The organism is Pseudomonas sp. PS01270 (genome assembly GCF_029959775.1).
GTDB classification, from domain to species: Bacteria; Pseudomonadota; Gammaproteobacteria; order Pseudomonadales; family Pseudomonadaceae; genus Aquipseudomonas; species Aquipseudomonas atacamensis.
Genome location: NZ_JASCPT010000042.1, coordinates 22,437 through 40,998, shown reverse-complemented (window position 1 = coordinate 40,998; position 18,562 = coordinate 22,437). Strand labels below are relative to the sequence as shown.

Here is an 18,562-nt window from a genome sequence, read left to right as displayed (position 1 = left end):
TCTACTGGAGTAGACATCGTGTCGCTCGAATCGACTTGAACTTGCAGATCGTGACGGCAGGTAAGAAGATCTAAAACCGTCCACCATGTCTCCGAACATGTGTCCACCATGTCCCCGGTACATACACTCCCGGAGGGAGAGGGGACTGACCGTGGGATATTCGAGAGATACACCGACCTGAAAGTAATGCTTGGAATCCATAATCGATGCGATTTTTCAGGTCGATGTACACCGCAAGACACCTCGGTCGGCCCCCTCTCCCTCTGGGAGAGGGCTGGGGTGAGGGGAATGGGGTTACCGCAAAAACGCCTGCCGATACTCGCCCGGCGTCCCACCCAAAACCTGCCTGAACCGATTAGTGAAATGGCTGGCACTGGCAAACCCGCACGCCAGCGCAATTTCGCCAAGCGGCAACGCCGTGCCGCGCAACAATTCCCGCGCCCGGCTCAAGCGCCGCGCCAGCACATATTGATGTGGCGGCAGGCCGAAGCTCAGGCGAAACATCCGCGCAAAGTGGTATTCCGACAGTGCACACAGCCCGGCCAGTTGCCCGAGGCTGATCGGCTCAGCCAACTGGTTGTCGATGAACTCCACCAGTTGTCGGCGCTGGTGCGGCGCCAGCCCGCCCTTGAGGCGCAGGCCCTGACGCGCACCCACCTGGCTGAGCAGCGTGTGGCTGATCAATTCATGGGCGAGGCTGCTGGTCAGCAAGCGCTCGGCCGGCTCTTGCCAGTTCAGATTCAGCAATTGCCGGAAGCGCTGCGCCTGCTGCGGATCTTCGAGAAAGGTCTGCTCGCGTAATTGCATCTCGCGCGGTTCGCGATCGAGCAAAGTGACGCAACCGAGGGCGAATTGTTCGGCGCTGAAATACAGGTGCGCCAGACGGATATCGCCATTGATCACCCAGCCCGATTCGTGATCGGCCGGCAGGATGCACAGCTTGTCCGGCCCGCCCTTGCGGCCCGGCTGGCCACGACGGAATGTGCCGGTGCCGCCGGCGACGTAGCACGACAGCGTGTGATGACTTGGCGCTTCGTATTCCTGGGCATCGTGGTGGTTGGTCCACAAGGCCGCAGACATGCCGTCACCGAGCTCGGCGCTGTGCACAAGGCGTGCATTCGGCGAGCGGTTGAGGGCTTGAAAGACTTGCAGGGTATCGATAGCGGCCATGTTCGGTTCTCTCCAACGCCTTGCATCCTACTCCGTAGACGCCGCCCTGCCAGCCTGCCGCCAGACAAAAGCGCAAGATTGTGCAAGCGTCGAAGGCTGCCCGAGGCAGACACTCAAGGCCTGTTTAAGGAGTGTGTGCCATGAACCTGTCGTTGTACCTGCTGACCGTGCTGATCTGGGGCACCACCTGGATTGCCTTGAAATGGCAATTGGGCGTGGTCGAAATCCCGGTGTCGATTGTCTATCGCTTCGGCCTCGCCGCGTTGGTGTTGTTTGCGTTGTTGCTGCTCAGCCGACGCCTGCAACCGATGAACCGCCGTGGGCATTTGATTTGTGTGGCTCAAGGGTTATGTCTGTTCTGCGTGAACTTCATGTGCTTTCTGACGGCCAGCCAGTGGATTCCCAGCGGGCTGGTGGCGGTGGTGTTTTCCACGGCAACGCTGTGGAACGCGCTGAATGCGCGGGTGTTTTTCGGCCAGCGCATTGCCCGCAACGTGTTGCTGGGCGGTGCGCTGGGGCTGTCAGGTCTGGGGCTGTTGTTCTGGCCGGAACTGGCCGGGCATGAGGCCAGCCCGCAAACCCTGCTCGGCCTTGGATTGGCGTTATGCGGCACGTTGTGTTTTTCCGCCGGCAATATACTCTCGAGTCTGCAACAGAAAGCGGGATTGCGACCGCTGACCACCAACGCCTGGGGCATGGCTTACGGCGCAGCGATGCTGACGGTGTGGTGTCTGATCAAGGGCATACCCTTCGACATGGATTGGTCGCCGCGTTACGTCGGGGCACTGTTGTATCTGGTGATTCCCGGTTCGGTGATCGGCTTCACCGCGTACCTCACGCTGGTCGGGCGCATGGGCCCGGAGCGGGCGGCTTACTGCACGGTGCTGTTCCCGGTGGTGGCGTTGAACGTGTCGGCGTTTGCCGAAGGTTATCAATGGACCGCACCGGCGCTGGTCGGGCTGGTCTTAGTGATGTTGGGCAACGTGCTGGTGTTTCGTAAACCGAAAGTGCTGTTGTCTGCGGGTCAAGGGAAGTTGGCTTGATAAAACGAGCGCTGATACTCAGCGCTCAACTTTCAAAGTGATGTAGATCATCACCGGGAAGATGAAGTCGACAATATGCCTTGCCCAGTCCTTGGCATTCCAGGATTGCGAAGTGTCCATGTCGAACCATTCGACACCTACAGTTTGCAGACATACGTAATAAATGAAGATGGCGACCAATATGCCCATGATTGAAAACTTCTTGGCTTCATGGAATGCCGCTGGCGAGGCATCGATGTAGCGATACAACTGGTAAGTACCGATCAGGCAGAGCACGGTATAGATGACTTCCATGGTGATGATGAACCAGTAGATCCGGTGATGGATCATCGGCGAATCAATGGCCCGATACATGATGTTTTCACTGGCGTTGGTGGTGTCCATGCTCAGGATATGTGCAACGTAAGTGTAGTTGGACTCATAGTCAGTGAAGTTATGGATCATCACCAGCAGGCCAAAGAAACTTATATAAGCCATCAAGATGACTTTGCTGTAACGGATGAGTTTGTCGGTGGTCAGGGTGTTCACGGGATTGGCTCTCCATGGCAATTAATCAATAAGTTGATAAGTTGCGAGAGCTTATATTGCTGTTACTTGGTCTGGCGTTTTGTTCGGTTGCAAGTTATGTAAGGTGAAGGCCGGCGCAATGTTGCGCCGGCCTTTTTTTTCAGCCGCGCCAGACTTGCGGGTTGACCAGATCCTGCGGCCGTTCGCCGAGCAGGGCGCTGCGCAGGTTGGCCAGGGCGCGGTTGGCCATGGCTTCGCGGGTCTCGGTGGTGGCCGAGCCGATGTGCGGCAGGGTCACGGCGTTTTTCAACTGGAACAGCGGCGATTCGGCCAGCGGTTCTTTTTCGTAGACGTCCAGGCCGGCGCCACGGATGCGGTTGTTTTGCAGAGCTTCGATGAGTGCCGGTTCGTCGACCACCGGGCCGCGCGAGATGTTGACCAGGATCGCGCTCGGCTTCATCAGCGCCAGTTCGCGATGGCTGATCAGGTGGCGGGTCTTGTCGCTGAGTGGCACCACCAGGCAGACGAAATCGGCTTCGGCCAGCAGCTCATCCAAGCTGCGGAACTGCGCGCCGAGTTCCTCTTCCAGTTCGGTCTTGCGGCTGTTGCCGCTGTAGATGATCGGCATGTTGAAGCCGAAGCGTCCGCGCCGGGCGACAGCGGCGCCGATGTTGCCCATGCCGACGATGCCGAGGGTCTTGCCGTGCACATCAGTGCCGAACAGCGGGGCGCCGACGCTGGCCTGCCATTGGCCGGCCTTGGTCCAGGCGTCGAGTTCGGCGACGCGGCGGGCGCTGCTCATGATCAGGGCGAAGGCGAGGTCGGCGGTGCTTTCGGTGAGCACGTCGGGGGTGTTGGTGAGCATGATCCCGCGTTCGTTGAAGTAGTCGAGGTCGTAGTTGTCGTAGCCGACCGAGACGCTCGAGACCACTTCGAGTCTGGTTGCGCTTTCCAGTTGTGCGCGGCCGAGTTTGCGGCCGACGCCGATGAGGCCGTGGGCGTGGGGCAGGGCTTCGTTGAACTGGGCGTTGATGTCACCGGTCTTGGGGTTGGGGACGATGACGTCGAATTCTTCTTGCAGGCGTTCGATCATGGGCGGGGTGATGCGGCTGAAGGCCAGGACTGTTTTTTTCATTGGGCTTGGGCTCGTCGGGGCTTGATTGCAAGCACGCTAACATTTTCTCGCTCGGGTTGTCTTGGCGGCCTCTGGGCCGACCATGCCTTGGTTTGTCTGGTGTGAATATCCGAAGGTTTCGGTGCGGCGGCTGGCGGTTTCGCCTGACGGCGACTTACTTTTTTACAAGCGCCTAAAAAAGTAAGCAAAAAACGCTAGCTCCTACGTTCGGCCCTCGCAGGCTCGGGTCCCTTCGCTCCGGGACTGATCCGGGCGCAGCGGCTCCGGTTTGCTTCGCTGCACCTCCTTCCGCTGTGTCTGGCTGCGCCAGACGGTCGCTGCGCTCCCACGCCCGGATCAATCCCTCCACTCAGCCTTCCGACGTCGCCGGTGGATCAAGATCAAAAGCACTCGAGCTTGCGCTCATTGTTGAGTGGGGCGGCTTCGCCGCGGGCAGCTGCGCTGCTTTGCTTTTCTGTGGAAGTGAGCCTGCTGGCGATAGCGGTTTATCTGACACCTCGAGTTTGAATGTGTCGAGTCCTGGGCGGGCTCCGGCCAATTGATACGCTACCAATTCCATCCTTCTGCACTTTGTCTAGAACCAGATCGTAAGTTTCTTATAGCAAAAAATTTTGTTTTACTGTCATTTCTGTCAGGTGCGATCAGAGTTCAATCATGCAATCTTGTGTCTGCACACTATTTTCCTGTGTGTACCGGATCCATAGAGAGGGAACTTGTCATGCAAAATAAAATTCGGCTCCATTCGAAATCAAAAAAATCAGTATCAGGTTCGGCCAACGTGCTGATTGACAGCCTTCCACCGTTCAATGGCACTGTTTTGAAATTCTTGACTGATGGCAAGGAAGTCCTAGTTAGTGCAAATCAACAATTTGACGAAAAACGGTCGGCGTCGTTGAGCATCAGTTTTCCAGAGTCAATTGACAACAAAGAACATGATTACGTTAAAGACGGCGGTATCGACATTATCTATGTACTGATTGAAAAGGATGACGATGGGGAGACATATACTCCTTACTCAGCTGTTTACGGAAGCGGAAAAGTCACAGTTGCATTCGATTTGGAACGAGGCACATTCCATGCGACGTTCAATTTAAAGGTACAGAACGATCCAACAGATCCCCAGCTGGGAGCAAACGGTGCGTTCAGAGACGTTCAAGGTCTTGAGCACGTACAGAAGTAACACTCTGTCTTTATCGCCGATTAGTGCTATCGCAACGACGTTGCATTGGGAATTCCGCGTCATCGGAGCGCGGAACTCCCTCCGGGTCTTTGAAAGTCAGGTCGCAACGCGCGCGCCAGCCAGGCTCCCGCTCAACTCATACGCAACCAGTTCCGCCTGATGCGCCGCCAATATCTCCGGCAACGATCCGCGCAAATATTCCACCCAGGTTTTGATCTTCGCATCCAGGTACTGCCGCGACGGGTAGATCGCGTAGAGGTTGAGTTCCTGCGAGCGGTAGTTCGGCATCACGCGCACCAGGGTGCCGTTGCGCAGGCCTTCGATGGCGGCGTAGACCGGTAGCACGCCGACGCCCATGCCGCTGGTGATGGCGGTTTTCATGGCGTCGGCGGAGTTCACCAGGAACGGTGAGCTGTTGATGGTGACCGTTTCCTGGCCGTCCGGGCCGTCGAAGGCCCATTTTTCCAAGGGGATCACCGGGCTGACCAGGCGCAGGCAGGCGTGGTTGAGCAGGTCGCTGGGTTTCTGCGCGGCGCCGTTGGCTTTCACGTACGCCGGCGAGGCGCAGACGATGCTGTAGGTGATGCCCAGGCGTTGCGAGACGAAGCCGGAATCGGGCAGTTCGCTGGCCAGCACGATGGACACGTCGTAGCCCTCGTCGAGCAGGTCCGGCACGCGGTTGGCCAGGGTCAGGTCGAAGGTCACGTCGGGGTGGGTCTTGCGGTAGCGGGCGATGGCGTCGATGACGAAGTGCTGACCGATGCCAGTCATGGTGTGCACTTTCAGCTGGCCGGCCGGGCGTGCATGGGCGTCGCTGGCTTCCGCTTCGGCTTCTTCGACGTAGGCGAGGATCTGTTCGCAGCGCAGCAGGTAGCGTTTGCCGGCCTCGGTCAGGGCGATGCGCCGGGTCGTGCGATTGAGCAGGCGGGTTTGCAGGTGGGCTTCCAGGTTGGAGACCGCGCGCGAGACGTTGGCGGTAGTGGTGTCCAGTTGCACGGCGGCGGCGGTGAAGCTGCCCGCTTCGGCAACACAACTGAAGGCGCGCATGTTTTGCAAAGTGTCCATGGGGTGCTCTCAAGGGAGATGGCAAATTGTGACACGAAGTTTCAGGGGCTGAGACCCCCGACCAAGGGATTATCTCGTTAACCGTAACAAAGATTCACAGAAATCCCAGCTTATCGCCGCAGAGGCAGCTCCATAGAATTGCGCCGATCCTGTGCCGGCGCTGCCGAAGGCTGCGATCTGTTGATTTTGTTTTAAGGGAAGCAAGATCAAAAGATCGCAGCCTGCGGCAGCTCCTGCACGGTCCTCGATCTATCCCTCTCTCAGGAATTCGCAGCTGTGCCGCGTCGCATCAACAGAGCGCTTTTGCCGCTCAGTGTTCTGGCTTTAACCCTGGCTCTCGGCGGCTGCATCTCTACCCAAGGCATTGCCCCTCACGGCGAGGCACTCGCGGCCGATTCACTGGCCACCGACGCTGCCATTGCCGAGGCCGCCAAAGACGCCCACTGGCCCAGCGCCCAATGGTGGCAGGCGTTTGGTGACGCGCAACTTGATCGCTGGATCGACCTCGCCGTGCAAGGCAGCCCGAGCATGGCCATGGCCGCTGCGCGGGTGCGTCAGGCCAAGGCTATGGCCGGTGTTGCCGAAGCGGCCGAGGCGTTGCAGATCAATGGCGAATCGACCCTCAAGCGCCACAACTGGCCGACCGATCAGTTCTACGGCCCCGGCGATCTGGCCAACACCACCACGTGGGACAACAACGCCGCGCTCGGCTTCAGTTACGCCCTCGACCTCTGGGGCCGCGAGCGCAATGCCAGTGAACGCGCAGTGGATCTGGCCCATGTGAGCGTGGCCGAGGCGCGCCTGGCGCAACTGGAACTGCAGAACAACATCGTCCGCGCCTACATCGAGCTGTCGCTGCATTACGCCCAGCGCGACATCGTTGCCGCAATGCTCAAACAGCAACAGCAGATTCTCGATCTGGCGCAGAAGCGTTTGAGCGGTGGCATCGGCACGCACTTCGAAGTCAGCCAGGCCGAAACGCCGTTGCCGGAAACCCATCGCCAACTCGATGCGCTGGACGAGGAAATCGCCCTGAACCGCAACCAGATTGCTGCGCTGGCCGGTAAAGGCCCGGGCGCGGCGGCGCAACTGCAACGGCCGACGCTGTCCCTCGCGGCACCGTTGAAGTTGCCCTCGGCATTGCCCGCCGAACTGCTCGGCCAGCGTCCGGACGTGGTCGCCAGTCGCTGGCAAGTGGCGGCGCAGGCGCGCGACATCGATGTCGCCCACGGCGGTTTCTACCCCAACGTCGATCTGGTCGGCAGCCTCGGCTACATGGCCACGGGCGGCGGCGCGCTGGAGTTTCTGACCGGCAAGAAACTCAACTACAACGTCGGCCCGGCGATCTCGTTGCCGATCTTCGACGGCGGTCGACTGCGTGGCGAATTGGGCGAAGCGGCGGCCGGTTATGACATCGCTGTGGCGCACTACAACCAGACTCTGATCAACGCGCTGAAGAACATTTCCGATCAGTTGATCCGCCGCGAGTCGATGGACAAGCAGCAGGACTTCGCTGCCGAATCCGTGGCCGCAGCACAGAAAACCTACGACATCGCGATGATCGCTTATCAACGCGGCCTCACCGATTACCTCAATGTGCTGAATGCGCAGACCTTGCTGTTCAAGCAACAGCAGGTTCAGCAGCAAGTGCAGGCTGCGCGATTGAGTGCGCATGCCGAGCTGGTGACTGCCTTGGGTGGAGGCCTCGGTGCGGGTAATGACGTGCCGACAGCCGAGCAGACCCAGGCCCCGAAAACCCCGGCGCTCCTGCGTTGAACACAGCATCCATTGTGGGAGCGAGCCTGCTCGCGAAGGGGGCGTATCAGTCAATGAACATGTTGCCTGGGACTGCGCTTTCGCGAGCAGGCTCGCTCCCACAGGTTTCGAGTCCGCATTGCATGCCTGAGTATTTTCAATGACCTCCTTGCCCGCCCCCCTGCGCTGGCTCCACTCCCTGGAATGGCGTCGCGGTTTTTTCGACTGGGCACGCAGCGATGGCGTGACCTGGGTGTATATCTTCAAGGTGTTGCTCGCCGCGTTTCTCACCCTGTGGCTGGCGATGCGGCTGGAACTACCGCAACCGCGTACGGCGATGATCACGGTGTTCATCGTCATGCAGCCGCAGAGCGGTCAGGTGTTCGCCAAAAGTTTCTATCGCTTGCTCGGCACGCTGGCCGGGTCGGCGATGATGGTCACGCTGATCGCTTTGTTCGCGCAGAACACGGAGCTGTTTCTCGGCTCGCTGGCGATCTGGGTCGGCATCTGCTCGGCCGGTGCCGCGCGTTGCCGCAACTTTCGCGCCTATGGTTTTGTTCTCGCCGGTTACACCGCAGCGATGGTCGGTCTGCCGGCGCTGGCGCACCCGGACGGCGCCTTTATGGCGGCGGTGTGGCGGGTGCTGGAGATCTCGCTGGGGATTCTCTGTTCGACGCTGATCAGCGCGGCGATTCTGCCGCAGACCGCCAGTGCGGCGATGCGCAACGCCTTGTATCAGCGCTTCGGTGTGTTCGCCTTGTTCGTCACCGACGGCTTGCGCGGGCGCAGCAAAGCCGAGGCGTTCGAAGCCAGCAACGTGCGCTTCATTGCCGAAGCCGTCGGCCTGGAAGGGCTGCGCAGTGTGACCGTGTTCGAAGACCCGCACATGCGCCGGCGCAACGGTCGTCTGAGTCGTTTGAACAGCGAGTTCATGGGCATCACCACGCGCTTCAACGCCTTGCATCAGTTGCTTGAACGCCTGCGCGGCAATGGCGAAGAGCATGTCGTGGCGGCGATCAAACCGGGCTTGCAGGACCTCGCCGAAGTGCTCGACAGCTTCAGCGGTCGCGCCCTGACCAGCCCCGATGCGGCACGTGTGGCGACCGCGTTGGCCACCTATAAGGAAGGTCTGCCGGCACGTGTCCGAACCCTGCGCGGGATCTTTCAGGACACTGCTCCGAGCGAAGCCGAACAACTGGATTTCCACACCGCCTACGAATTGCTCTACCGCTTCGTCGATGACCTGCACAGCTATGCACAGACCCACGCGTCCCTGGCCGAGCACCGCCACGAACGCGAGCGCTGGGACGAGCCCTTCACCCCGCAAACCAACTGGTGGGCCGCAGCCGCGTCGGGAATTCGTGCCTCGTTCATCCTGATTGTGTTGGGCAGTTATTGGGTCGCCACCGCGTGGCCGAGCGGGGCGACCATGACCCTGATCGCCGCCGCCACCGTCGGCCTTTCCGCCGCCACGCCGAACCCCAAACGCATGGCCTTTCAAATGGCCTGCGGCACGTTTCTCGGCGCACTGATCGGCTTCGTCGAGATGTTTTTCATCTTCCCGTTGATCGACGGTTTCCCCTTGCTCTGCGTGATGCTCGCGCCGGTGATCGTGCTCGGTTCGTTCCTCGCCTCACGACCGCAATACGCCGGTGTCGGCCTCGGTTTGTTGATCTTTTTCAGCACCGGTTCAGTGCCGGACAACCTCACGATTTACAACCCCTACACCTTCATCAACGACTACATCGCCATGGTCATGGGCATGCTCGTGTGTGCGGCGGCGGGGGCGATCATTCTGCCGCCGAACAGTCGCTGGCTGTGGCAGCGCCTGGAGCAGGATCTGCGTGGCCAAGTGGTCTACGCGATCAGCGGCAAACTCAAGGGCCTGGCCTCGCGTTTCGAGAGCCGCACCCGCGATCTGCTGCATCAGGCCTATGGCCTCGCGGCAGGGCAACCGAAAGTGCAAAAAAGCCTGCTGCGCTGGATGTTCGTGGTGCTGGAAGTCGGCCACGCGATCATCGAGTTGCGCAAGGAACAGGCGATCCTGCCGGTGCACCCGGCGTATGCCGAATCGCAGCCGTGGCGCCAGGCAATCCGCGTGATGGGGCGCGCGTTGGTGCGCCTGTTTCTACAGCCGAACGCGAGCAATCTCGAACGCGCACTGGTGGCGGTCGATCACGCGATCAGCCGCGTCGCCGCCACCGATGAGCCGTTCGCGCCGCACTTCGATACCTCGGCGTTGCGCCGGGTGAAAAGCTACCTGCACTTCATCCGCACCTCGTTGCTCGACCCGCAATCACCCCTCGCCCAATTCGCTTCTGCCCGGCCCGAAGGACTCGCCCATGCCTCGTGAAATCGCCTTCCACGGCGTGTACATGCCGACCATGACCCTGATGTTTTTCATTGCTGCGGGACTGGCCTGGGCAGTTGACCGCTTCCTCTCGGGGTTCGACCTGTACCGTTTTTTCTGGCACCCGGCGCTGCTGCGTCTGAGCCTGTTTACCTGTCTGTTCGGCGCCATGGCGCTGACTGTCTACCGTTGAGAACATCTTGATGAAAAAGTTTTTCAGCCTGCTCGCGACCCTGCTGGTACTGGCCCTGGCGCTGTGGATCGGCCGCACGCTGTGGGAGCACTACATGAACACGCCGTGGACCCGCGATGGTCGCGTGCGTGCCGACATCATCAACGTCGCCGCCGACGTCACCGGCGAAGTGGTCGAAGTGCCGGTGCGTGACAACCAGTTGGTGAAGAAGGGCGATCTGCTGATGCGCATCGACCCCGAGCACTACCGCATCGCGGTCAAGCAGGCGCAGTCACTGGTGGCTTCGCGCAAGTCGACCTGGGAAATGCGCAAGGTCAACGCCCATCGCCGCGCCGACCTCGACAATCTGGTGATCTCCAAAGAGAACCGCGACGACGCCAGCAACATCGCCGACGCTGCGCTGGCCGATTACCAACATGCCCAGGCGCAATTGGAAGCCGCCGAACTCAACCTCAAACGCACCGAAGTGCGTGCGGCGGTGGACGGCTACGTGACCAACCTCAATGTGCATCGCGGCGACTACGCGCGCATTGGCGAGGCGAAGATGGCCGTGGTCGACATGAATTCATTTTGGGTTTACGGCTTTTTCGAAGAAACCAAACTGCCGCACGTCAAAGTGGGTGACCAAGCCGACATGCAATTGATGAGCGGCGAAGTGCTCAAGGGCCATGTCGAAAGCATTTCGCGCGGGATTTACGACCGCGACAACCCTGAAAGCCGCGAGCTGATTGCAGATGTGAATCCGACGTTCAACTGGGTGCGGTTGGCTCAGCGGGTGCCGGTAAGGATTCACATTGATGAGGTGCCGGCGGGGGTGTTGCTGGCGGCGGGAATTACTTGCACGGTAGTGGTGAAGCAGGACCTGGCAGACAATTGATTGACCGGGTCGCCCTTGAACCGGGCGACGCGGTGATCCTGCCACCTACTGAGCAATGTTGTAGCGATACAGACAACCCAGAGGATTTTCTGGATTGATGTTGAGGGCAACAATCAATTTGCCAGGGTCCTGCTGATAATGAAGCCTGGAGAGAGAGTCGGTGGTCTCCTCGCGGGGGATGACGCCACCCGCGTCTGAAAAATCGGAGTTGTAGCCACCGCTGCGTGCTTTCACACAGGCAATATAATTGCCCTTCTCGTCTCCACCAGAAACTACGATGTTATCAGCGAAAGGAACATGGTCCGCCCAGTTGACTCGCCTGTCGCTGCCGAGATCTGCTGGAAGCGGCATGATATTCGGACTGCCGAAAACGTCGAAATCGGGCTTACCTTCTTCATCGAAGGCGATCAACATGCCGTATCGCTCACTCAAGGCGTTGCCCATGTTGGTGTAGCCGGATGCCGTGAACCTATTGGGGGCTCGCTGTCTCACAGTATTGAGTTCGGCACCCCTGGAGTTGTACCGGACTACCAGAACTCCGGGTCTTTCCGGGTGACCGAAATTCTCATGGGGCGCGCCACTGTCTGAATTCAACATCACGACGAGACCGTCCGTGTTCACGTCGGGCTCGTATTTTTCGTAGCCTGCAAATAACAACAGTCCATTGTCGAGCACGCAACCGTCGCTGAGTGAGGTCGATGCATGCCGTAGCCCGTGCTTTATTTCGACTCGGCCATCTATGCCGAATGCCTTAACGGGTGCTCCCTGCGCATCGAACTTGTAAAGGTGCGCCCTGAGCACGGCAGGCGTGTGGTAATCAACGCCGACAATAACGCTGCCGTCGGGTAGCGCGAACACGAATGCCGGGCCTTTTTTCGTAAGCCGTTGTGTGTTTGGGGGATCGATGATGACTTGGCCATTGTCGCCAAAGCTGCTCACTCGATTGCCTTTGCTGTCGAGGCAGAGAATCGCGGGGCTAACCTCGCTCGACTTCCCATTGGTTGTGCTGCCCGCCATGAACAGCCGCCCATCGGCACCTTCTGCAATAGGCCCGCCAGCGGCCTGCTCATTGGCCAGGAACGAACCCATGACACGCCCTTCGACCCCAAACGCCAGGTCTACGGCACCCAAGTGGTTCAGCTTGGAAATGAAGAAGGAGCTATTGTCGAAGGTACTGGTAACCAGCAACGATTTATCGCGCAGCAGCGTCGATCCGGTGAGCGGCCGGGACTTCGCCGGGTCGTCCTGAAATATATCGTCAAGTTGAAGTTTGCCCTGGCCGCTTCCCCATGTAGCGTCGATTGTTGCCCTGATGTTCGTGGCCTTCTTAGCGGTTGTCATATACGTCCCTGCGCGGTTGTCGTGAGGTCGGATTACTCGCCGGGCTTTAACACCGCCACAACACCGTTCACCTGGCTTGAACTCACGATAGGCCTTCCTTTAGAGGGCGCCTACTGTCAACTCTGACAGGTCGGGATACCGCTCGTCGCAACAACTGGGTATCAGAGCTTTGCGCGCAATCCGAAGCGCTTCATCAACGTCGATTCCAGCAAACCCTTCGGCAACAACGCCGCCAACAACGGCAACGCCCGACTGCCGTTGCCGATGCGAACCAGCCGTGACGGCTTGCTCTGCCGCACCGCTTTCAACAGCTCGGCAGCAAACTCACTGGCCGGGGTGGGTTTGTCCTGCGATGCCTTGGCCCGTGCCCGAATGCCTTCACGCAATGGAAACCACGGCGATTGCTCGTTGATCAATTGCTCGGCTTCATGTCCGGCATTCTTCGCAAAGCTCGATTCGATGGCGCCGGGCTGGACTTCCATCACACGGATGCCAAACGGTGCCAGTTCCATGCGCAAGGCATCGCTCAATGCATGCACCGCCGCTTTCGAAGCGCAGTAGGCGCCGGCAAATGGCGTGACCAGCACACCTGACACGCTGCCGATATTCACCACCAGCCCCTTGGCCCGACGCAGCAGCGGAAACAACGCGCGGGTGACGCCGACAATCGAAAACACGTTGGTCTCGAACTGGCGCTGCATCGCCTGCACGCCGCCGTCGAGCAGCGGCCCCATCGCGCCGTAACCGGCGTTGTTGATCAGTACATCAAGGCCGCCATGTTGCTGGCTCAGACGCTCGGCGAGTTGTTCCAGCGCGGCGCCATCGTTGACGTCCAGCTGAATCGCGGTGAAACCGGCGGCGCTGAGCGCAGCGACGTCTTCAGTCTTGCGCGCACTGGCCCAGACTTCGTAGCCGGCGGCTTTGAACGCGTCGGCGAGGGCGCGGCCGATGCCGCTGGAACAACCGGTAATCAACGCAACGGGCATGGCGCATTCCTTGTGCAAAAAAGTCGGGGGAGGGGATCAGTCGGCAAAACTACCCTGCAAATGCTCGGCGCGAAACTCCAGGGTTTGCGGGCGATAGCCGGAACGCAGCGGCGGCAAGGGCAAACAATCTTCCCAGGTCGCGCCGGCCTGCAGTTCGCCGGGGCCGCGATAGCGCGGGGCGGTGTATTGATTGTCGGCCAGATTGACCGTATCGCCCGGCGCGTACGCGGCGATGCGCCAACGCAGTTCGGTCAGCGGCACATCGTTACCGTTGTTCATTTTCAATTGCAGTGGACGGTCGGCCGGACATTGTTCGGGAGCATAGGCAATGCGCAGTTCCAGGCGCGCCAGTTGTTTGATCTCGCGGTTGTCCAGCCACACCACCCACATGGCTACGAAGCCGAGGCCGATGGCAGCGGCCACCGACACCGGCAAGGCCTTGGCCGGATAGCGCAGCAGCAGGATCAGCCAGGTGATGACCAGCAGGATGCCGATGAACATGCGGGAACGCTCCGTGAGTGAGTGAGCTTCATCCTACCGAAGGTGTCGCACAATGGATATTCGGAGCGGCAACAAGCCTGCCGTTGGTCGGGACTGTAATTTCTGACAGTAGGCATCCACGTCCGGGCTTGCTCTCATGCGCGAAGGGCACACTGGGACGTTGACGCACTATGGGCATCCACCGCAATACGCCAACGCTTGCCGTGAACGATCCGCGCGGTTTGGCCATCCTCAACGTCAACTACTGGCGCGCCGATGCGGCGCTGGCAAGTGAGCCCCGAATCGAGCGGAAGTTGCGGGACGTTGCCGGGCGTGTAGTCAAACAATGGGATGCGCGATTGTGGGCGTTGCAGGTGATCGATCCGCAAGCGCCCGCCAGCCTTACCACCACCCATGCCTTGAACGATATCGCGCTGCGCTCGGACAGCAGCGATGCGGGAGTCCAGGTCCGGTTGCCGGGTTTCGCCGGCCAGACGCTGTTCAACTGGGACAGCCGTGGCACATGCCGCGAGATTGCATACGATGACTTGCTGCGCCCTGTCGCGGTGTTCGAAGAAGGCACAGGCGTACCTCGCCGCTGCGCCGAGCGTTTTGCCTATGGCCGGCCCGGCTTTGGCGAGGCGCTGCGCAATCAGCTCGGTCAGTTGATCCGGCATGACGATCCGGCCGGTAGTGTCCTGTTCGAGCAATTCGCAATTACCGGCCAGTGTTGTGAAAACACCCGACGCTTCGCGCTCGATCCGGTTGTGCCGGATTGGCCAGATGCTGACGTTGAGCGCAAGGTACCGCTGGAGTCCGAAGGGGCAAGCACGCAATGGCGCTTTTCACCGCAGGGCTCCGTGCTGGAACAGGTGGATGCCGCTGGTCATCGGCAGGTATTCGCGCTGACTCACGACGGACGATTACGCGGGGTTGATCTACGGCTCAGGTATCAGACTTCAGACCATCCTGTGGTCAGTGATATTCGGTACAACGCCGAAGGTCAGGTGACCCAGGAGCTGGCAGGCAACGGCGTTCTGACCACGCTGAGCTACCGCCCTGAAGACGGCCGTCTGCTCATGCGTCATGCTCAGGATCAAGAGGGCAACGTTTGGCAGGACCTGTTGTATGCCTATGACCCGATGGGCAATGTGCTGAGCATCGAAGACCAGGCATTGCCGGTGCGCTGGTTCGCCAACCAGCGCGTCGAGCCGGTCAGTCGCTACCGCTATGACAGCCTTTGCCAGTTGATTCACGCCACTGGCTGGGAGGCCGGCGCTGCCGGTGGCGGGCCGACCGCTGTCGCCAACTACAGCCAGAGTTATCGTTATGACGCCGGGGGCAATTTGCTCGAGCTGACTCACGTTGGCCCACAGAGTCCAGGTCATCAATTGCAGGCCGCGCGCTACAGCAATCGTTGCTTGCCGTGGCATGACGGTAAGCCGCCATCTGAGGCCCAGATCGCTGAGGCGTTCGATGCGCGAGGCAATTTGCTGTTGCTGGATCAGGGACGCCGGTTGCAGTGGAATCTGCGGAACCAGCTGAATTCGGTGGTGCTCGTGCTGCGCGTATCAGACGCCGATGACTGTGAAAACTACCTCTACGACGGCGCCGGTCAGCGGGTATTGAAAACGCGTTCGTCACGCACGGCTGCGCGCAGTCTTCTTGCACAGGTGCGGTATCTGCCAGCGCTGGAGTTACGCACCGACACTGGCACCGGAGAAAGCCTGCAAGTGCTCACCGTGCATACCGGACTCAACACCGTACGCGTCCTGCATTGGCAAAGCCCACCGCCGACCGGCCTGAATAATCTCTACCGATACAATTTCAAAGATCACCTGGGTTCGATCAGTGTTGAGCTGGACGCCGATGCGCGGCTGATCAGCCGCGAGCATTTTTATCCGTTTGGCGCGACGGCGTGGGCCAAGGAGCCCGACGTCAGCTACAAGACCGCGCGCTATTCGGGAAAGGAACGTGATGCCACGGGGCTTTATTACTTTGGGTTTCGCTATTACGTGCCGTGGCTGCAACGCTGGTTGAATACCGATCCTGGCGGGGCGATCGACGGTCATAATCGCTATCGCGCGATGCGCAATAACCCAGTCACTTACAGAGACAGCGACGGGCGCAAGCCCGACAAGCATGCTCCCGATCGGGTGTACCACGATCTTGCCGACCAGAAACTGGTCAATCCCGTGCAAGCCGCCGGCATGCAGCCAGTGCGCCGTTACTTCGAGAATGACCCCAATCCCGACGTCCAGGCCTATCGCCGCGAAATACCGGTAGCGCTGGCAGAGCTGGGAGCCCGGGACAACTCCGTGCTCAACACACATCAGGCACATGTCATTGCCGCCGCGCGGACGCACACCGCGCCACCTTCGGGGGCCGTGCTGTACCACTCCGGTGAATTCGTTTCTTCGACAATGAATCGGGTGTTGGGGGAGGAGACCACCAGCCGGATCATGGGACCCATGTCCGTTGCGTTCAACAGCCCTGTCGAAGAACCGCAAGTGCTTGCAGCCAGGCGCGGTGCCGTGGCCAAAGGCTTCCAGATCGGCGGAAATCTGCTGATGCACGCCGCTAACCCCGCAGTTCAGTTGGTGGGCTCACTGAGTGTGGCAATGGGCAATGCCATGCAGGTTTCCGAGGCTCAGACGCGGATCCAGTACAAACTGCTCAGCACACCCGTTGCCGTGCCTCTTGCCATCTCCTCGAACAGTCCGGCGGTCGACTTGCAGTCCTTCAATCGATCGACCCGGCGGCAGCCGTTGTTTGCAGAACCGGAATCAACACCCACACCGTTGGCCCAGCAACTGTTTGCAGCCGCGTTTACACAAGGTCCCGCGGGGCTGGCGCAGGGGACGGAAGGCGAGTCGGTCGATGAAGATTCACCGCTGGCGAGACGCCGCAATTCAGTCTTCGGCTAGACAAAAAAAGCCCCCGCCCAGCCCGCTGCGGATAGGGAACGCAACGGGCTGGACGAGGGCTTCTCGTTTTAGTGATCGATTACTGCGCGATGGTCTTCACCGACACGCCGCGTTCGATCGGGGTGGAGCGGCCGTAGATATCTTCGAAACGTTCGATATCGTCTTCACCCAAGTACGAACCCGACTGCACTTCGATGATTTCCAGCGGGATCTTGCCCGGGTTGCGCAGGCGATGCACCGAGGCGATCGGGATGTAGGTCGACTGGTTTTCGGTGAGCAGGAACACGTTCTCGTCGCAGGTCACTTCGGCGGTGCCGCTGACCACGATCCAGTGTTCGGCGCGGTGGTGGTGCATCTGCAGCGACAGGCACGCGCCCGGCTTGACCGAGATGTGCTTGACCTGGAAACGCCCGCCCATGTCCACCGAGTCGTACGAGCCCCACGGGCGATAGACTTCGCAGTGGTTCTGGGTTTCGCTGCGGCCCTGGGCATTGAGGGTGTTGACCATCTGCTTGACGCCCTGGACCTTGTCCTTGTGGGCAATCATCATCGCGTCCTTGGTTTCGACCACGACGATGTTTTCCAGACCGATCACCGAAACCAGTTTGCCGTTGCCGTGGATCATGCAGTTCTTGCTGTCCTGGATGACCACATCGCCTTTGCTGACGTTGCCGTTGGCGTCTTTCTCGTTGACTTCCCACAGCGACGACCAGCAGCCGACATCGCTCCAGCCGGCGGTCAGCGGCACTACGCAGGCGCGCTGGGTTTTTTCCATCACCGAGTAGTCGATGGAGTTGTCCGGGCAGCAAGCGAAGGTGGCTTCGTCGAAGGTGATGGTGTCGGTGTCCTGCTGGCTGCGCTCAAGGGTCAGCAGGCAGGTGTCGTAGATGTCCGGATCGTGCTTTTTCAGTTCTTCGAGAAAGCGGCTGGCGCGGAACAGGAACATGCCGCTGTTCCAGTAGTAACCGCCGGATTCGACGTACTCGGTGGCGCGCTTGACGTCCGGTTTTTCGACGAAGTGCGAGACGCGGCTGACGCCTTCGGGCAGCAGCGAATCGGCGGTGGATTTGATGTAGCCGTAGCCGGTTTCCGGTTTGGTCGCCGGTACGCCGAACAGCACCATCTCGCCGTTCTCGGCTGCGACAGTCGCCAAGGCCAGCGCACGTTGCAGGGCTTTCTGGTCTTCCAGCACGTGGTCGGCCGGCAGCACCAGCATCAGTTCGTCGCGGCCTTCATTGACCAGCATCATCGCGGTCAATGCTACGGCCGGCGACGTGTTGCGGCCGAACGGTTCCATCAGGATGCGCTGGCATTCCAGATTGCGCGCGGCCAGTTGCTCGTTGACGATGAAACGGTGTTCCTTGTTGCAGACCACGATCGGGGTGTCCATGCCTTCGAACACCAGGCGCTCGAGGGTTTGCTGGAACAGTGTGTGTTCGCCGGTCAGAGCGAGGAATTGTTTAGGGAACTGCTTACGCGAAAGAGGCCACAGACGCGAACCGCTACCACCTGACAAGATCACCGGAATCATAGTGTTTACTCCATAAAATCAA

15 protein-coding genes are annotated in these 18,562 nt (G+C 60.0%); 7 read left to right on the top strand and 8 right to left on the bottom strand.

The genetic code is table 11. From position 1 onward, the window contains the following. Nucleotides 1-294 precede the first annotated feature (294 nt). A complete protein-coding gene (locus QMX86_RS14125) occupies nt 295-1,170 on the bottom strand; it encodes an AraC family transcriptional regulator (protein WP_071174437.1) in 876 nt (291 codons plus the stop codon). Nucleotides 1,171-1,310: 140 nt separating this feature from the next. On the opposite strand from QMX86_RS14125, the gene QMX86_RS14120 reads away from it, so the two are divergent. Next, nucleotides 1,311-2,213, top strand: coding sequence for a DMT family transporter (locus QMX86_RS14120; protein ID WP_122707487.1), 903 nt, complete (start codon nt 1,311-1,313; stop codon nt 2,211-2,213). A gap of 18 nt (nt 2,214-2,231) precedes the next feature. On the opposite strand, the gene QMX86_RS14115 is transcribed toward QMX86_RS14120, so the two are convergent. Beyond that, nucleotides 2,232-2,741, bottom strand: coding sequence for a DUF2165 domain-containing protein (locus QMX86_RS14115; protein WP_122508262.1), 510 nt, complete (start codon nt 2,739-2,741; stop codon nt 2,232-2,234). Between the two features lie 139 nt (nt 2,742-2,880). Continuing rightward, nucleotides 2,881-3,855, bottom strand: a complete 975-nt coding sequence (locus QMX86_RS14110) for a D-glycerate dehydrogenase (RefSeq protein ID WP_071174440.1) — start codon at nt 3,853-3,855, stop codon at nt 2,881-2,883. A gap of 718 nt (nt 3,856-4,573) precedes the next feature. On the opposite strand from QMX86_RS14110, the gene QMX86_RS14105 reads away from it, so the two are divergent. Then, a complete protein-coding gene (locus QMX86_RS14105) occupies nt 4,574-5,035 on the top strand; it encodes a hypothetical protein (RefSeq protein ID WP_282386889.1) in 462 nt (153 codons plus the stop codon). A gap of 96 nt (nt 5,036-5,131) precedes the next feature. Here QMX86_RS14105 and QMX86_RS14100 read toward each other — a convergent pair whose 3' ends face one another. Continuing rightward, entirely contained in the window at nt 5,132-6,100 is a 969-nt protein-coding gene (locus QMX86_RS14100; protein WP_024011667.1) for a LysR family transcriptional regulator, read from the bottom strand. Nucleotides 6,101-6,376: 276 nt separating this feature from the next. Here QMX86_RS14100 and QMX86_RS14095 point away from each other — a divergent pair, with 276 nt between their 5' ends. The 4 genes from QMX86_RS14095 (at nt 6,377) to QMX86_RS14080 (ending at nt 11,275) form a co-directional block, all read left to right on the top strand. After that, the gene (locus QMX86_RS14095) at nt 6,377-7,876 is read left to right on the top strand and encodes an efflux transporter outer membrane subunit (RefSeq protein WP_282386891.1); all 1,500 of its coding nucleotides are present in this window, start codon (nt 6,377-6,379) and stop codon (nt 7,874-7,876) included. A gap of 139 nt (nt 7,877-8,015) precedes the next feature. After that, complete coding sequence (locus QMX86_RS14090) at nt 8,016-10,208, top strand: FUSC family protein (RefSeq protein WP_282386246.1); 2,193 nt, start codon at nt 8,016-8,018, stop codon at nt 10,206-10,208. Beyond that, entirely contained in the window at nt 10,198-10,398 is a 201-nt protein-coding gene (locus QMX86_RS14085) for a DUF1656 domain-containing protein (RefSeq protein ID WP_016771611.1), read from the top strand. The genes QMX86_RS14090 and QMX86_RS14085 overlap by 11 nt, the downstream gene beginning before the upstream one ends. 10 nt (nt 10,399-10,408) lie before the next feature. Then, complete coding sequence (locus tag QMX86_RS14080) at nt 10,409-11,275, top strand: HlyD family secretion protein (protein WP_073473686.1); 867 nt, start codon at nt 10,409-10,411, stop codon at nt 11,273-11,275. A 45-nt stretch (nt 11,276-11,320) separates the two neighbouring features. On the opposite strand, the gene QMX86_RS14075 is transcribed toward QMX86_RS14080, so the two are convergent. From QMX86_RS14075 to QMX86_RS14065, 3 genes are all read right to left on the bottom strand, one after another. Next, nucleotides 11,321-12,616: a hypothetical protein gene (locus QMX86_RS14075; protein ID WP_282386248.1), complete on the bottom strand. Its 1,296-nt coding sequence runs from the start codon at nt 12,614-12,616 to the stop codon at nt 11,321-11,323. A 161-nt stretch (nt 12,617-12,777) separates the two neighbouring features. Further along, the gene (locus QMX86_RS14070) at nt 12,778-13,602 is read right to left on the bottom strand and encodes an SDR family oxidoreductase (protein WP_073473681.1); all 825 of its coding nucleotides are present in this window, start codon (nt 13,600-13,602) and stop codon (nt 12,778-12,780) included. Nucleotides 13,603-13,638: 36 nt separating this feature from the next. After that, nucleotides 13,639-14,103, bottom strand: coding sequence for a multidrug transporter (locus QMX86_RS14065; protein ID WP_073473679.1), 465 nt, complete (start codon nt 14,101-14,103; stop codon nt 13,639-13,641). A gap of 170 nt (nt 14,104-14,273) precedes the next feature. Between QMX86_RS14065 and QMX86_RS14060 the strand changes: the two genes are divergently transcribed. After that, nucleotides 14,274-17,009 carry an RHS repeat-associated core domain-containing protein gene (locus QMX86_RS14060; RefSeq protein WP_282386250.1) on the top strand — a complete coding sequence of 912 codons (2,736 nt, stop codon included), beginning with the start codon at nt 14,274-14,276 and terminating at the stop codon, nt 17,007-17,009. A 79-nt stretch (nt 17,010-17,088) separates the two neighbouring features. Here the strand turns inward: QMX86_RS14060 and QMX86_RS14055 are convergent, their stop codons facing one another. After that, nucleotides 17,089-18,540: a mannose-1-phosphate guanylyltransferase/mannose-6-phosphate isomerase gene (locus QMX86_RS14055; RefSeq protein WP_016771606.1), complete on the bottom strand. Its 1,452-nt coding sequence runs from the start codon at nt 18,538-18,540 to the stop codon at nt 17,089-17,091. Between the last annotated feature and the right edge of the window lie 22 nt (nt 18,541-18,562).

Coding starts and splice junctions, on each gene's coding strand:
- QMX86_RS14110 (WP_071174440.1), bottom strand. CDS start 3,855: ATGAAAAAAACAGTCCTGGCCTTCAGCCGCATCACCCCGCCCATGATC.
- QMX86_RS14090 (WP_282386246.1), top strand. CDS start 8,016: ATGACCTCCTTGCCCGCCCCCCTGCGCTGGCTCCACTCCCTGGAATGG.
- QMX86_RS14085 (WP_016771611.1), top strand. CDS start 10,198: ATGCCTCGTGAAATCGCCTTCCACGGCGTGTACATGCCGACCATGACC.
- QMX86_RS14080 (WP_073473686.1), top strand. CDS start 10,409: ATGAAAAAGTTTTTCAGCCTGCTCGCGACCCTGCTGGTACTGGCCCTG.
- QMX86_RS14120 (WP_122707487.1), top strand. CDS start 1,311: ATGAACCTGTCGTTGTACCTGCTGACCGTGCTGATCTGGGGCACCACC.
- QMX86_RS14070 (WP_073473681.1), bottom strand. CDS start 13,602: ATGCCCGTTGCGTTGATTACCGGTTGTTCCAGCGGCATCGGCCGCGCC.
- QMX86_RS14125 (WP_071174437.1), bottom strand. CDS start 1,170: ATGGCCGCTATCGATACCCTGCAAGTCTTTCAAGCCCTCAACCGCTCG.
- QMX86_RS14075 (WP_282386248.1), bottom strand. CDS start 12,616: ATGACAACCGCTAAGAAGGCCACGAACATCAGGGCAACAATCGACGCT.
- QMX86_RS14060 (WP_282386250.1), top strand. CDS start 14,274: ATGGGCATCCACCGCAATACGCCAACGCTTGCCGTGAACGATCCGCGC.
- QMX86_RS14105 (WP_282386889.1), top strand. CDS start 4,574: ATGCAAAATAAAATTCGGCTCCATTCGAAATCAAAAAAATCAGTATCA.
- QMX86_RS14100 (WP_024011667.1), bottom strand. CDS start 6,100: ATGGACACTTTGCAAAACATGCGCGCCTTCAGTTGTGTTGCCGAAGCG.
- QMX86_RS14055 (WP_016771606.1), bottom strand. CDS start 18,540: ATGATTCCGGTGATCTTGTCAGGTGGTAGCGGTTCGCGTCTGTGGCCT.
- QMX86_RS14065 (WP_073473679.1), bottom strand. CDS start 14,103: ATGTTCATCGGCATCCTGCTGGTCATCACCTGGCTGATCCTGCTGCTG.